Below are 15,155 nucleotides of genomic sequence, written 5' to 3'. Positions count from 1 at the left end.
TATTGCTCGGGTAGGTATTCGTATTAAGGATGATACGGATAATTTGACTGACTCCACGTCTAGGATTGACTGTGGTTTATTACATTAAAGTAACTTAAACATGACTGAATCTTTTGCTGATCTATTTGAACAATCCCTTCAAACTCTGGAATTCCGTCCAGGCTCTATCGTTCGTGGTACTGTAGTTGCTATCGAAAACGGTATGGTTCTGGTTGATGCAGGTCTGAAGTCTGAAAGCCCAATCCCAGCTGAACAATTCAAAAACGCTCAAGGTGTTTTAGAAATCGCTGTTGGTGATGAAGTTGACGTAGCTCTTGACTCTGTTGAAGACGGCTTCGGTGAGACTCAACTGTCTCGCGAAAAAGCGAAACGTCACGAAGCTTGGATCGTTCTGGAAAAAGCTTACGAAGATGCTGAAACTGTAATCGGTATCATCAATGGTAAAGTGAAAGGCGGTTTCACTGTTGAATTAAACGGTATCCGTGCCTTCTTACCAGGTTCTCTAGTTGACGTGCGCCCAGTTCGCGACACCGCTCACTTAGAGTACAAAGAATTAGAATTCAAAGTTATCAAACTAGACCAGAAGCGTAACAACGTTGTTGTTTCTCGTCGTGCAGTTATCGAATCAGAAAGCAGCGCTGAGCGTGATGCACTGTTAGAAAACCTGCAAGAAGGTCAAGCAGTTAAAGGTATCGTTAAGAACCTGACTGACTACGGTGCATTCGTAGATTTAGGTGGCGTTGACGGTCTGTTACATATCACTGATATGGCATGGAAACGCGTTAAGCACCCATCTGAAATCGTCAACGTTGGTGACGAAATCAACGTTAAAGTACTGAAGTACGATCGTGAGCGCACTCGTGTGTCTCTAGGTCTGAAACAACTTGGCGAAGATCCATGGTTAGAAATCAGCAAGCGCTACCCAGAAAACACTAAGTTAACTGGTCGCGTAACTAACCTGACTGACTATGGTTGTTTCGTTGAAATCGAAGAAGGCGTTGAAGGTTTAGTTCACGTTTCTGAAATGGATTGGACTAACAAGAACATTCACCCATCTAAAGTGGTTAACTTAGGTGATGAAGTTGAAGTTCTGGTTCTGGACATCGATGAAGAGCGTCGTCGTATTTCTCTAGGTCTGAAGCAATGTAAGACCAACCCATGGGATGACTTCGCAACTCGTTACAACAAAGGCGACAAGGTTTCTGGTAAGATCAAGTCAATCACTGACTTCGGTATCTTCATCGGTCTTGACGGCGGTATCGATGGTTTAGTTCACTTGTCTGACATTTCTTGGAACGGCACTGGCGAAGACGCAGTATCTGAGTACAAGAAAGGCGACGAAATCCACGCAGTGGTTCTGTCTGTTGACCCAGAGCGTGAGCGTATCAGCTTAGGTGTTAAACAAACTGAAGACGACCCATTCAACGCTTACTTAGCTGACAAGAAGAAAGGTACTATCGTACACGGTACTGTTTCTGCTGTTGATGCTAAAGGTGTGACTGTTGAACTGGCTGACACTGTTGAAGGTTACATCCGTGTAGCTGACATCAGCCGTGAGCGCATCGAAGATGCATCTACTGTTTACTCAGTAGGTGACGCAATCGAAGCTAAGTTCATGGGTGTTGACCGTAAGAACCGTTCTATCAGCCTGTCAATCAAAGCGAAAGACGAAGCTGAAGAAAAAGAAGTAATGGCGACCTTGAATAAACAAGAAGACGCTGTTATTAGTAATGCAATGGCTGAAGCGTTTAAAGCAGCTCGCAAATAATCGCCTGTTGTATGGGGAGATTTTCTCCCCATTAGGTGACTGTGTTTGGCTTGATAATAGGGGATAGCTAGGATGACAAAATCCGAACTGATCGAAAAACTCGCCACCAGGCAGTCGCAGCTGTCGGCGAAAGAGGTAGAAGGCGCAATCAAAGAGATGTTGGAGCAAATGGCATCAACATTAGAAAGCGGTGATCGTATTGAGATCCGTGGCTTTGGTAGTTTCTCGCTTCATTATCGTGCGCCGCGTACTGGCCGCAATCCAAAGACGGGTTCATCCGTCGAATTGGAAGGCAAATACGTCCCGCACTTTAAGCCAGGCAAAGAACTGCGCGAACGCGTTGACGCTGTCAATGTTTAATTGACCGCATTGCAAAAAGCCTCCGCAAGGGGGCTTTTTTATATCTAATGTAAGGCAAAGCTGGTCAGCTCAGTAAATTTCTTGGATAATCAGAAAATTGAAAGGCGTTTAAGGGAGTGCGACGTGAAATCTTTTGTAGCGACAGTCCTAGTGGCACTGTTATTTATAGTGGCTTTGATTTTTGGCGCACGTAATGAACAAGTCGTGACAATCAGCTACTTTGTGGCACAAGGGGAGTACCGTTTACCCGTTGTGTTAGCGATTGTTTTCTTTGCAGGCTTTATGCTTAGTTGGCTGGTAGCGAGCTATTATATTGTGAAACTTAAATTGGCTTTAGCGGCAACGAAAAAGAAATTAACGGTTCAAACTGCTAAAAAACCTCAAGGTGTAGACGCCTAATATGCTTGAGATCCTCTTCCTGTTGCTTCCTATTGCTGCCGGTTACGGTTGGTATATGGGGCGGCGGAGCATAAGGCAAAATCAGAGCAATCAGCGTAAACAATTAAGTCGTGATTACTTCACCGGCTTAAATTATTTATTGTCTAACGAGTCGGACAAAGCGGTCGACTTGTTCATCAGTATGCTCGATGTAGACGATGAAACCATCGACACCCATCTTTCCCTCGGTTCCTTATTCCGTAAGCGTGGAGAGGTTGACCGTTCGATTCGTATCCATCAAAACTTAATTGCCCGTCCTACGCTCACCAATGAGCAGCGCGATATCGCCATGATGGAGCTGGGCAAAGACTATCTTGCCGCGGGATTTTACGACCGTGCTGAAGAAATTTTTCTGAATTTGGTGAGTCAAGATGACCACAGCGAAGAGTCTGAAACTCAGCTGATTGCGATTTACCAAGTGATAAAGGAATGGCAAAAAGCCATCGATATCACCAAACGTTTAAGCCGTAAACGTCAACTCATACTCAAACCGATAACAGCGCATTTTTATTGCCAACTTGCCGATGAAACCAGTGATGATGCTGAGAAGGTCAAGCTACTGCAACAAGCCTTAAAACAAGATCCCAAATGTGGCCGAGCCTTATTGACTCTTGCCAAGAAATTTCTCGATGCGAAGGATTACAGTCAGTGTAAATCCATGCTGATAGCATTAAAAAAGGCCGATATTGAGCTTTTTGCTGATGCCCTGCCGACGGCTAAAGAAGTATATCGCGATACTCAAGATAAAGAGGGCTATCAAGAGTTATTAGCTGGCGCTATGGCTGAAGGTGCTGGCGCATCCGTAGTGGTGGCGCTTGCTCAACATATGATAAGCCTTGATGACATTAAAGCTGCTGAAAACATGGTGCTCGATGCGCTTTATCGCCATCCGACCATGAAGGGTTTTCAGCACTTAATGCAAATGCATCTACGCCAAGCAGAAGAAGGCCAAGCTAAACAAAGTTTGACGATGCTTGAGCAACTTGTTGAGCAACAAATTAAATTCCGGCCAAGCTACCGCTGTAAAGAATGTGGTTTCCCATCCCATACACTATATTGGCATTGTCCTTCTTGCAAAAAGTGGGGCACCATTAAACGGATCAGAGGCTTGGATGGTGAATAACTTTTTAAAATATCTAGTTAGTGTAACCCTGTTGGAGAGATGATGACGACTAAACCTATCCTCGTAGCGCTTGATTACGATAATAAAAACCACGCTTTACAATTGATAGATCAACTCGATCCCAACATGTGCCGCCTGAAAGTTGGCAAAGAAATGTTTACCCTGTTCGGCCCGCAGTTAGTTAAAGATATCCATGACCGTGGCTTCGATCTTTTCCTCGACTTAAAATTTCACGATATCCCTAATACGGTTGCGAAAGCGGTTGCTGCTGCAGCGGAACTTGGTGTGTGGATGACGAATGTCCATGCTAGTGGCGGCTTAGCGATGATGGAAGCGGCGAAAAAGGCTTTGCTGCCTTACGGTAAAGAGGCACCAATGCTGATTGCTGTGACGGTATTAACCTCTATGAGCGATGACGATCTGAAGCTCGTCGGCATTGATGTGCCAGCATTTGAGCATGTTCAGCGTTTAGCTAAATTGACTAAACAAGCCGGACTTGATGGTGTTGTCTGTTCAGCCCAAGAGGCGAGTGTGCTTAAATCTTTATTAGGCCAAGACTTTAAACTTATTACACCTGGTATTCGTCCTGTGGGTAGTGAGGTTGGCGACCAACACCGTGTGATGACGCCGCCTGAGGCGCTTGCTGCCGGTTCTGATTATTTAGTGATTGGTCGTCCGATCACTAAGGCGACAGATCCTCTGGCTACGCTGCAGGCGATTCACCAATCTTTGCTTTAGTATACTGAACAGCACACTATTTAGCTGTTAAGGTTCGTATTCGCGACAAACTTTAACCGTTCACGGAGAACGTCCATGCTCAATACTACGATGTTTAATTATCAGGGTAAGAATGTTGTCGTTGTCGGTGGTACCAGTGGCATAAACCTCGCAATTGCCATTGCGTTTGCCCATGCGGGAGCCAATGTGGCGGTGGCGAGTCGCAGCCAAGATAAAGTCGATGCTGCGGTGTTACAGCTCAAACAGGCGAATCCAGATGGGATCCATCTTGGGATGAGTTTCGATGTCAGGGATTTAGCCGCAGTAGAACTGGGCTTTGAAACCATCGCCTCAGAATTTGGTTTTATTGATGTATTGGTGAGCGGCGCTGCGGGCAATTTCCCAGCAACTGCCGCTAAGCTTTCGGCGAATGGTTTTAAAGCCGTCATGGATATTGATTTATTGGGCAGTTTCCAAGTACTGAAAATAGCTTATCCTTTACTGCGTCGCCCACAGGGGAATATTATTCAAATTTCTGCGCCACAGGCATCGATTGCGATGCCAATGCAGGCCCATGTTTGTGCGGCAAAAGCGGGGGTTGACATGCTGACGCGAACCTTAGCTATTGAATGGGGCTGTGAAGGCATTCGAATTAACTCCATTATTCCAGGCCCGATTACAGGCACCGAAGGCTTTAATCGTTTAGCGCCGAGCGCTGCACTACAGCAACAAGTGGCACAATCGGTACCGTTAAAACGTAATGGGGAAGGGCAAGATATTGCCAACGCCGCGTTATTTTTAGGCTCTGAGCTGGCATCCTATATCACGGGTGTTGTTCTTCCCGTCGATGGAGGTTGGTCACTGGGCGGTGCCAGTATCGCGATGACTGCCTTAGGTGAATTAGCAGCAAAGGGCAGTAACTAAATAGTTATAACTCATTTATTTAATAGAAAATCGGGTGAAAATCCATGGCGAATGCATTACAAGAGCAGCTACTGAAAGCTGGACTTGCTAGTAAACAAAAAGTGCGTGATGTAAAAACGCAAAAGCGTCGCGATAAAAAGGCGCGGGTTGACGATGGCTCAAGCGCGTTAAAACTTGAGATTGCCGAGCAAAAACGCTTACAAGCTGAAAAAGACAAAGCCCTCAATGAACAACGCTTTGCAGAGGCAACGGCCCGAGGACAAGTGCGAGGATTAGTGAGTGAATTCACGCAATTTGCTATCAAGATCCCAAGTCATGCCGAGATCAAATTCAACTATACGCTCGACAATAAAATTTACTCTGTCTATATCGATGAGAAAATTCAATCCGAATTGCTTAAAGGCCAATTAGGGATTGTTCGATACGAAGATAAGAGCTACCTCGTCCCCCACAAGCTTGCCGAACGTGTGAATCTATTGGTGCCACAATGGTGCGGCTATTTGTGGCAACAGGATGCGGGTAAGGCCGTAGAAGTCGAAGATGACCCTTATGCTGATTATGCGATCCCTGACGATTTAATGTGGTAATCAATGCGTTAATCGTGAGCTAAGCCGACGACAACCAAGTTTACTTCTCGCTACACTATAACCCTTAAGGTCACTTAAGGGTTTTTTATTGCCCGTTCTTCACTCTGTTATGTTGCGTAGATTAGTGCTTAGCATCAAAGTGAATTTGTAATGAGATTGTTTTCTGTATAGAACTGGTATAAATTAAAACAACTGTTTAAATCCTACGTTTAAGAGTCTCCCAATGAATCCTTACCAAGCCCCGTTAGCAGATATGCGTTTCTTACTGGAACAGGTTTTTGATGCCCCAAATACGTGGTCACAATTACCTGAGATTGCAGAAATGGTTGATATGGATACGGCCAATGCAATCCTTGAAGAAGCGGCAAAAATCAGTGCTGAATTAATCCATCCGCTAAACCGTGCTGGTGATGAGCAAGGCGTTTTACACCAAGATAATGGTGTGATTACCCCTGAGGGGTATAAAGCCGTATATAAGCAATATTCGGAAGGTGGTTGGGTAGGCCTATGTGGTGAGCCTGAGTTTGGTGGTATGGGCATGCCTAAAATGCTTGGTGTATTAGTGGATGAAATGGCCTACAGTGCCTGCAACGCGTTTACGCTTTATGGCTCATTAACCGCGGGGGCTGCTTTGTGTATCAATGCCCACGGTAGCGAAGCATTAAAACAAGCTTATTTACCCAAGTTATATTCTGGTGAATGGGCTGGAGCGATGGATATGACAGAGCCACAAGCTGGCTCTGATCTGCGTAATATTCGCACTCGCGCTATTCCATTGGAGGACGGCAGTTATGCGATTAGTGGCAGCAAAATTTTTATTACTGGTGGCGATCACGATCTAACTGAAAACGTCATTCACTTAGTGCTGGCAAAATTACCAGAAAGCAAAGGTATTTCACTGTTCCTCGTACCCAAAATCACGGTTAATGATGATGGTAGCTTAGGTGAGGCGAATGGTGTTAGCGTGGGGTCAATCGAGCACAAAATGGGCCTTAAAGGCTCAGCAACCTGCGTGATGAATTTTGATGAAGCAAAGGGTTATCTGATTGGCCAGCCTAATCGTGGCTTGGTTTGTATGTTCACCATGATGAACTACGAACGTTTAGCTATTGGTATTCAAGGACTTGGCAGCGCACAAGCCGCATATCAGATGGCCGCCGATTATGCTAAAGAGCGCAATCAAGGCGTTGCAGCCGGTGGCTCACCTACGGGAAGCGATTCTGATCCTATTATCGTCCATGGCGATGTGCGCCGTATGCTACTGACAATCCGCGCGATGATAGAAGCGGGACGTGCCTTATCCATATTTACCGGCAAACAGCTCGATTTGGCGAAATATGCTCAAGATGAGGTTAAAGCTAAAGCTGCCCGCTACGTGGGGTTATTAACACCCGTTGCTAAAGCGTTTTTAACTGACCGTGGTTTAGACGCGACTATCATGGCGCAGCAAGTCTTTGGTGGACATGGTTATATTCGTGAAACAGGCATTGAGCAATTGGTACGTGATACCCGCATTGCGCAAATCTATGAAGGCACAAATGGTATTCAAGCCATTGACTTCCTTGGTCGAAAAGTCACTGGCGACAACTTAGCGACGCTAAAAGAGTTTGTGGCCGAATTAAAAGCACAAATGCGTGAATTTACACAGGTCGACGGTGTAAAAGTTGCCGCCGTTTGTGCTCGTTTAGATGCTTTAGTCCATGTGGCCGAATCGATCAATGAGCAAAAACTGACTCAACCTGCGTTAATCAATGCTTGTGCAGTCGACTTTTTAGATGCCTTTGGTTACAGCTTATATGGTTTTTATTGGCTAGCCATGTTGGATAAGGTCCCTAGTGCAGAGGATAAAAACTTTGCCGAGCAAAAAGCTTACCTAGCTAAATTCTATTTTGATAAGTTATTGCCTAAGGCCGATTATCATTTAGCGCAAGTGCGTGCGGGTGATGCCAGTACTATGGCAATGCCAGCAGAATTATTCTAAGTTTGGATTGGTGAGATAAATGATGTAAAAAGCACTGATTTATCAGTGCTTTTTAGTTTTGTCAGTCAATTAATTTAACCGTGTTGAGTTCTTTAGTCGATGTTTGGTTTGTTTGTGCCTGTTGCTCAACCGTAGTTATGAGACGAGTCAAAAAGTCAGCGCTAAACGCAGGCGTGCGTTGTTTTTTCGTTTCAGGACTAATGCCATTCTCAAGAACCACAAATAAGATATCCCGCTGTGGTATTCGAATAAAACCAGCTAAATTGGCAACCCCTTGCATTGAACCTGTCTTGGCAAAAACACGGTTTTTGAGCGGTGGTTGAGTGTAACCTTGTCGATATTTTAGCGTACCGCTGACTCCCGCCTCGGGCAAACTGTCAATCAGACTGTGAAAGCGGGCATCTTGATAAATTAGTGTAAGCACATTGGCTAATTGCCTTGCGCTCAATAAGTTATAACGAGAAAGCCCTGAACCATCGACGATATTGGCGTGGGTTAAATCTACTCCCAAATCGCTAAGGATATGGCGCATGGCCGCCGCACCATTGGTAAAATTTCCTTGGGTTTTGTAATAGCGTTGTCCGACTAACTTAAACAGGCTGTCGGCGATCAGATTATCCGACTTAAGCAACATAGTCTTTAACAACTCCGGCAAAGGCGCACTACTGTGACTGGCGATAAGTTTTGCCTTTGAAGGTATTGCGTTGCCAATTTTAACTTTACCCGAGAGCGACATTTCCCCCTTGAGTGTGGCCGTTAACGTATCCATGGCGAATTTTTCAGGATCGGTTATTGCGATAGCGAGGGGAATAGCCTCACTGCCAGGATAACATCCCCGAAGGTGATATTGATTTTGCCCAAGTCGCACTAAATCGAGCTGACAAAAATCATGGCTAGCTTTGGGAGAGAATATCGCGTCACTGCTGACCTTTACCCCAAAACTAGATACCCTTAATTTGACCTCAGAGGAATGCTTGTTCGAGCTTGGAACGAATTGCCCATAAACACAGTTTTGATTGATGATGTAACTCGACACCGGCGCCGCAAAACAAATGCCGAGGTCGTCCCACACCCAGCCAGGAGCTTGTAATTGCTCTTGTTTATCACCTATAAGATAAATATGCCCGTCAATACTGTTGATACCCTGTTTTTGTAGGTGGGCCAACAAGGCCTTAAGATCGTCTTGAGTGAGGGTAGGATCGCCACTAAAGCGCAGATAGACACTTCCCGCAATATGGCCTTGGCGAATAGGGGCATCGCTCCACAGCTCCGTCACATAACGAAAATCGACCCCAAGGTTGGCCAATGCTGTGACGGCAGTAAGGACCTTTTGTGTGCTGGCGGGGATAAACAAGGTATCAGCTTGCTGGCTATAAAGCTGTTTACTGTTCGCCATATCCAGTGCCAGCAGCGCAATTTGCGAGTGACGTGGTGCAATATCATTAATTTGTTGACTCAAGATCGCATGTTGAATATCTGCAGTCGTAGCCCACAGCTGATGTGGTAATAGGGCTGTTGCGACTACCGTTAGCAATATGCCTGCCGAACGCTGTAAATTGAATAATGGGGAGAACGTTTCCATGTCTGTTGTATGTTTACTCTCTTAATTAGCGGTCATGACTGCCATCATCTTTTTCCATCAGACGATACAACCTTAGGGTAACAAATAAAACCAGGCCAATAAAAAGTGGCAAAATGAGTAATCCAAGTTGCGCTTTAAAATGAAAAATGCCCCACGCTAAAGCTAAAGTCAGTGCGAGGGTTAACAGGATTTTTTTATTCATAGCGTTTTGCAGTGTTGACTGGTGACGTTTTAGTTTACGCTAAAACACGTAAAACGGGCATGCTTGCATTAGGAGCAACCCATATTTTGTGATTAAACTACCATTTTGGGCACCCTATGTAGATAAGCAAAATGAACAACCGATAAAGAGTGCAAGCGTATTTGGTTAGTCGTTGAAGTCGGCTTGTCTGCTCGTATATATTTAGGCTGAACCGACGTAATTTTACACTTATTATTGCCAATGACTTGTTTCAGCTCAAATTACCAGCAAAATAGGCGTTACGCCGCGCTCTTTTCATCGAAAAGTCTTGCCGAGTTGCAGTGAAGTCGGTAATTTCTACCCCTTACGATTTTAGGATCTTAGGTAACCACTAAAACCATGCCTCATATTAGTATGCGCGGCTTACCCCAGGCAGTCGTTGCAGAGCTTAGCCAAACATTACTGCAGTCTTTGGCGGCTATATGTAAAGGTAAAGCAGAGAGTTTTACATTAGATTGGATCCCCAGCATCAGTTACCGTAATGGTAGAATTGATCAGCGTTTTGTCCAAATCGAATTGCTTTGGTTTCCGGTAGACCCTGATATTCATCTTAAAGTAGAACAAACAATCAGGCTGGCAGTGACAGAAGCCTACCCAGAATTAACACAGATTGCTGTGATGTTTTTGTCACTGACCCCAAGCGCTTCCTATCGGGGTGGTCAGCATGTTTAAAGGAGGATGCCTTGCTAGATAAGCTTGGTGGAATAGCCGTTCAACCCGAGGCTTTAACGTGGTTGCTTACGCCATGCCGATTTAAGGCAGAGTTACTTACTCGCATCGAAAATGCCAAGAACAGCATCTACATCGCTGCACTCTATTTAGAAGATGATGAAGCAGGGCGGGAGATTTTACAGGCCTTGATGACGGCGAAGGCTAAAAATCCTGCGTTGGATATCAAAATCTTGGTCGATTTTCACCGTGCTAGACGTGGCTTGATTGGCCATAAGGGTGATAGCGGCAATTATTTGATGTACCGCAAAGTGATGGCTGAAGCTGAATATCCAATCGAGATTATGGGCGTACCAGTCAAATCCCGTGAGTTTATGGGTGTATTACACCTTAAAGGCTTTGTAATTGATGATGCGGTGATTTATAGCGGCGCAAGTCTTAATAATATCTATCTACAGCAAAACGATAAATACCGTTTCGACCGCTACCATGTGATTGAGTCAGCAGAGCTGGCACGCAGCATGCGCGCAATGATCCAACGTTATATCATTGCCGATCCAGCAGTGACATCGCTTACTCAAGATGCGCAGCAGGAAGTGTTACCGCCTAAAACCGATGTGCGCAGCTTTAAATTACGTTTGTCACAGGCACAGTACGAGTTTAACGCAACTCGGACAGGTAATCGGGTAACACCATTACTTGGCTTAGGCCGTAAACATAATTTATTGAATAAAGCGGTTATTGCGATGGTTGAGGAGTCAAAAGATAGACTCTTTATCTGCACACCTTACTTTAACCCTCCTTATATTTTGGTCCGCGCCTTAGCTAAACATCTGCGCAACGGCAAACGGATTGATATTGTCGTCGGCGATAAAACGGCGAATGACTTTTATATTCCGCCTGAGCAAGATTTTTCCACCATCGGTGCCTTGCCGTATTTATATGAACAGTCGCTGCGTAAATTTGCCAAACGTCAGCAGTGGGCGATTGATAATGGCCAACTCAATATTCATCTGTGGAAGCATGGGATCAACAGTTACCACCTCAAAGGTATCAGTGCTGATGGGCGTAAGCATTTGATCACAGGCTCAAATCTAAACCCTAGGGCATGGGCGTTGGATTTAGAGAATGGGCTCTTGATCCACGATGAAACAGGTAGCTGGAAGGCGCAATTTGAGGCCGAGCAAGCGCATATTCTTGAGCATACACAGAGGTTATATCACTATAGCCAAGTGGATACTTTGCAAAGCTATCCCGATCCGGTGAAGAAGATTATGAATCGTATTAGAAGATTAAAAGCAGACTTTTTACTAAGACGGATCCTGTAATCGATAAGCATCAGATAAAACTAAAGCCCACATAAGTGGGCTTTGTTATTTTGATAGAGCAAACCTCAGGTTTTTTGCGGCAATAGTGTTTGATGGGTATCATTTTGATCTCGGGCATAATGTAAGGCCACAATCACTAAAAGCACCATCAGCGCGCTCAGTAAACCGATACTTAACTGGCTTCCCATAGGTACGAGCGACATGGTTAATGCCGCCAGCCCTGCGCCAAAGTTTTGTAAACCACCGAGCAAAGCCCCCGCAATGCCCGCTTGACGCGGAAAAGGTTCTAACGCAGCCGAGGTTAATGTCGGAAATAACATGCCTGCGCCGCTGAAAAATAAAATTGAGCCTATCAACAAACTCCAACCTACAACCAGTTGAAACAACCCAGGGATCAACATAAACAATGCGCCAGCACCGAGCAAGGCAACACCTTGAAATACGGTTCGTTGTGCTTGTTTTTGTCTTCCAGCTATTAGTGCACCGAGTAAATAGCCGGGGATAGGCGCCACAAAATAGCTGCTCACCATAAAAGATGAGAGTTGCAAATATTGGCCATAGAGCACGCCCGCAATGGCTTCAAAGGCGGCAATCCCCGCAAAGGTGGCGATTAATGAAAATAGATATGCCCTAAAACTGCGATGGCGTAGCACATGGCGATAGGAGGCTAACACTGGTTGTTGCTCTCGTTTGTCTTTTGGTAAAGACTCTTTAAAACCAAAACAAAGCAGTAGCCAAACAAAGACGCCAAACCCAAATAACACCCAGTAAACGGCTTGCCAACCTAAGTAGGCTGAAGCAAGGCTCCCTAAGAAGGGCGCCACCAAGGGTAAAAACACTACCGCCATGGACACATAGCTATTAAATTTAACTAAGTTATCGCCAAAGTAATGATCCCTAGGAATGCTGCGGCACAGGGCGCCGGCACTAGCTGTGCCTAGGCCTTGAAGCAGACTCGCGCAAATTAACTGATTAAAGCTTGTGGCTTGTGTGGCAATTAACGCGCCGATCATAAAAATCCCAATACCAACCAACAGTGGGAGTTTTCGTCCATAGCGGTCAGATAATGGGCCATAGATAAATTGACATAAACCGTAGGCGAGCAGATAACAGGCCATGACTGCTTGTAGCTTGCTTGCATCGACGGCTAAACCTTGGGCAATCAGCGGGAGTGCTGGCACAAAAATCGTTTGGGCCATCTGTCCACAGGCCACCATAAAAACCAGCATAAAGAGCAATCGAGTGGTACTTCCTGCTGATGAAGCCGACGCTTTTGATGAGATTGAAGACGGTTTTTCGCCTGACATCATAATTCCGTAAAAAAGCACAGTTGAACAATGGCGCGCATCTTACGCCCAAAATTGAGTAGTTCAATGGCTAATCGTCTTGATTTTCAGGAATATTTTTTCATCCAACTCATAAGTTTTTCTATGCTTTTATGGCTGTAAAACTAAGCTTACATTTGGTTTTTATCTTGTTAATCAGGTTTTATAATTGATAAAGGGTGGATTCTTAAGTCAACAATATAACACGTTTGTTAACATGGGTTTTGATCAATAACGAGATATTCGTAGCAGAGAAATTGAATGGAGAGAAAACAAAACCTCTCCATTTTGACAAGCGCGGTTTTGGACTGAAATATGATAACGCGATATTAATTTTGCAGCGTTTCTAAGCCTGTTAATATCTGGTAACCCGCGGTTACCCGTGGCGGCACGGGATAATTTTTATTATTCAACAACACCAATGCTAGCTTTTTAGCTGGAATATAAGCCACATACACAGCAAAACCACCCGTTGAGCCAGTCTTATTTATCCAGACATTTTGCTGTGGCGCTTGAGGTGGTGTAATGGCTTTCACTGGCATGCTGCCAAACACTACATCTTGTGTATGTCCAGTGAGGAGCTTATCAAGGGCAATAGGATACGGATATTGCTCCCAAATCATCGCTTGAGTCATCATGCCGACATCAAAATAGCCTGTATGGGTGGCATCAATGGCACGTTGCAACCTTGCAGGCACCGAATGCTGCTGCATATTGGTTTCAACAAAACGGAGCAGATCTACAACCGTCGTTTTTATTCCGTAGGCCTCATCGGCTAACACACCGGGATTGAGGCGTACTGGCTGATCTTGCTTATTGTAGCCTTGGGCATAGTCAGTCATTTTATTGGTTGGAACCATAAAATAGCTGTTTGTCATGCCAAGTTGTCGAAAGAGAGTTTGCTCTACGGCCTCAGGAAAACCTTGACCAAGCTGCTTTGCCGCGATCACACCGAGAAGACCAATGCTGGGATTGGCATAATTGCGGTGAGTACCTGCGGCATAAGCTGGTTGCCAGGCTTTTAAATAGCTTATTAACTCAGCATTATTGGTTATATTATCAGGGACCTGCATGGGCAGATTTCCCGCTGTATGGGTGGCTAAATGAATAAGATTGATCTGGTCAAAATGGCTACCGGTTAATTCAGGCAGATATTGGCTTACCTTATCTGTTAGCGTCAGTTTACCCTCAAGTTGAGCGTATGTTGCGAGGGTCGCGGTAAAGGTTTTACTGATAGAACCAATCTCAAATAGGGTATTTTCATTCACCTTTTCCCCTGTCTTTTTTGAACTGACACCATAAGAAAAGAAATACTGTTGTCCATTGATACTTACCCCGATTGCAATCCCAGGGATCCCGTATTCGTTCATTAAAGGATTAACAGTAGAATCGATAAGGGCTTCTATAGCCTGGGCATTCGGAGGGAAGCTGACGCCCCGTTGTGGCGCGGCATTTACCATTAATGGTGTCACTGCTAGCAATATTCCGCCAAAAATGATCGAGCCTACGTTGTGTGAACTTAATGGTGTAGATAACAAAGCGAAGCGGGTGAGCTTTACCGCTTGCAAGATAGACGTGGGCATATAATTCCTTGCATTTTTGTTGGGGCCTGCAAATGGCACTGATTCAACATAGATTGATGGATGAAAGATTTAGCACGATTTAAATCAGATTGGCTACAAATTTAGCCTAAGCGGTTTTGATCTCCGGCGATCGTTTAGCAAAGCGTAACCAATTAGTTGGCCTATGTGTTCTCTTGTTATGACTTAGGAGTTTTTGATTGTATTTTATGCAACTTATCACGATGGTCATAATCGCTAAGTACCACATAAACTTCGGCAAAGATTAACGCTTCTGATAAGGCTAATTGGTGTAGGATCGTAATATAGAATCATATTGAGCATCAAAATATCATACTAAAATGGCAGCGTTCTTTTCGGTACGCAGCCTTTTCTACAATGTTTATGCCCCAAAATGAGTTAGAGCCGACTTTCCGCACCTGATTTAGGAATAAATTTGCCGATACCGTTCGCCTAACACGTCGAGAATGATCTGCTGGTCCACTGTGAGTCCTGTGACTTGAGGTGGCGCCTCTCCCAACTGGTACTCGTG

14 protein-coding genes are annotated in these 15,155 nt (G+C 44.8%); 10 read left to right on the top strand and 4 right to left on the bottom strand.

Annotation, left to right across the window (positions count from 1 at the left end; genetic code table 11):
- Positions 1-100 precede the first annotated feature (100 nt).
- The 8 genes from rpsA to AEA42_RS16810 all read left to right on the top strand — a co-directional run bounded on the left by rpsA (position 101) and on the right by AEA42_RS16810 (position 7,898).
- Positions 101-1,768: a 30S ribosomal protein S1 gene (gene rpsA, locus AEA42_RS16845; RefSeq protein WP_011072381.1), complete on the top strand. Its 1,668-nt coding sequence runs from the start codon at positions 101-103 to the stop codon at positions 1,766-1,768.
- A gap of 72 nt (positions 1,769-1,840) precedes the next feature.
- A complete protein-coding gene (ihfB, locus tag AEA42_RS16840) occupies positions 1,841-2,128 on the top strand; it encodes an integration host factor subunit beta (protein ID WP_037418898.1) in 288 nt (95 codons plus the stop codon).
- Positions 2,129-2,251: 123 nt separating this feature from the next.
- Positions 2,252-2,527 (top strand): lipopolysaccharide assembly protein LapA domain-containing protein, encoded by a 276-nt coding sequence (locus AEA42_RS16835; protein WP_037418900.1) that lies wholly within the window; start codon positions 2,252-2,254, stop codon positions 2,525-2,527.
- A gap of 1 nt (position 2,528) precedes the next feature.
- The gene (gene lapB / locus AEA42_RS16830; protein ID WP_055648345.1) at positions 2,529-3,689 is read left to right on the top strand and encodes a lipopolysaccharide assembly protein LapB; all 1,161 of its coding nucleotides are present in this window, start codon (positions 2,529-2,531) and stop codon (positions 3,687-3,689) included.
- Positions 3,690-3,731: 42 nt separating this feature from the next.
- Positions 3,732-4,427 carry an orotidine-5'-phosphate decarboxylase gene (gene pyrF / locus AEA42_RS16825; RefSeq protein WP_055648344.1) on the top strand — a complete coding sequence of 232 codons (696 nt, stop codon included), beginning with the start codon at positions 3,732-3,734 and terminating at the stop codon, positions 4,425-4,427.
- 75 nt (positions 4,428-4,502) lie between these two features.
- Positions 4,503-5,330 (top strand): SDR family oxidoreductase, encoded by an 828-nt coding sequence (locus AEA42_RS16820; RefSeq protein WP_055648343.1) that lies wholly within the window; start codon positions 4,503-4,505, stop codon positions 5,328-5,330.
- 44 nt (positions 5,331-5,374) lie between these two features.
- Positions 5,375-5,917: a DUF2058 domain-containing protein gene (locus AEA42_RS16815; protein WP_037428086.1), complete on the top strand. Its 543-nt coding sequence runs from the start codon at positions 5,375-5,377 to the stop codon at positions 5,915-5,917.
- A 223-nt stretch (positions 5,918-6,140) separates the two neighbouring features.
- Positions 6,141-7,898, top strand: coding sequence for an acyl-CoA dehydrogenase family protein (locus AEA42_RS16810; RefSeq protein ID WP_055648342.1), 1,758 nt, complete (start codon positions 6,141-6,143; stop codon positions 7,896-7,898).
- A gap of 61 nt (positions 7,899-7,959) precedes the next feature.
- On the opposite strand, the gene dacB is transcribed toward AEA42_RS16810, so the two are convergent.
- Positions 7,960-9,480, bottom strand: a complete 1,521-nt coding sequence (gene dacB / locus AEA42_RS16805; RefSeq protein ID WP_055648341.1) for a D-alanyl-D-alanine carboxypeptidase/D-alanyl-D-alanine-endopeptidase — start codon at positions 9,478-9,480, stop codon at positions 7,960-7,962.
- Positions 9,481-9,505: 25 nt separating this feature from the next.
- Positions 9,506-9,682, bottom strand: coding sequence for a hypothetical protein (locus AEA42_RS22420; protein WP_037418920.1), 177 nt, complete (start codon positions 9,680-9,682; stop codon positions 9,506-9,508).
- A 378-nt stretch (positions 9,683-10,060) separates the two neighbouring features.
- On the opposite strand from AEA42_RS22420, the gene AEA42_RS16800 reads away from it, so the two are divergent.
- Both AEA42_RS16800 and pssA read left to right on the top strand, forming a co-directional pair.
- Complete coding sequence (locus AEA42_RS16800) at positions 10,061-10,393, top strand: DUF1904 domain-containing protein (RefSeq protein ID WP_011072371.1); 333 nt, start codon at positions 10,061-10,063, stop codon at positions 10,391-10,393.
- 11 nt (positions 10,394-10,404) lie between these two features.
- The gene (gene pssA, locus AEA42_RS16795; RefSeq protein ID WP_037428083.1) at positions 10,405-11,718 is read left to right on the top strand and encodes a CDP-diacylglycerol--serine O-phosphatidyltransferase; all 1,314 of its coding nucleotides are present in this window, start codon (positions 10,405-10,407) and stop codon (positions 11,716-11,718) included.
- A 65-nt stretch (positions 11,719-11,783) separates the two neighbouring features.
- On the opposite strand, the gene emrD is transcribed toward pssA, so the two are convergent.
- On the bottom strand, positions 11,784-13,028 hold the full coding sequence (gene emrD / locus AEA42_RS16790; protein ID WP_156312362.1) for a multidrug efflux MFS transporter EmrD: 1,245 nt from the start codon (positions 13,026-13,028) through the stop codon (positions 11,784-11,786).
- Between the two features lie 344 nt (positions 13,029-13,372).
- Positions 13,373-14,503, bottom strand: a complete 1,131-nt coding sequence (gene ampC, locus AEA42_RS16785) for a class C beta-lactamase (protein WP_055648362.1) — start codon at positions 14,501-14,503, stop codon at positions 13,373-13,375.
- Positions 14,504-15,155: the final 652 nt, after the last annotated feature.

The sequence above is a fragment of the Shewanella sp. Sh95 genome, from assembly GCF_001308045.1.
Taxonomy (GTDB): Bacteria; Pseudomonadota; Gammaproteobacteria; order Enterobacterales; family Shewanellaceae; genus Shewanella; species Shewanella xiamenensis.
This window is presented reverse-complemented; position numbering and strand designations above follow the sequence as displayed.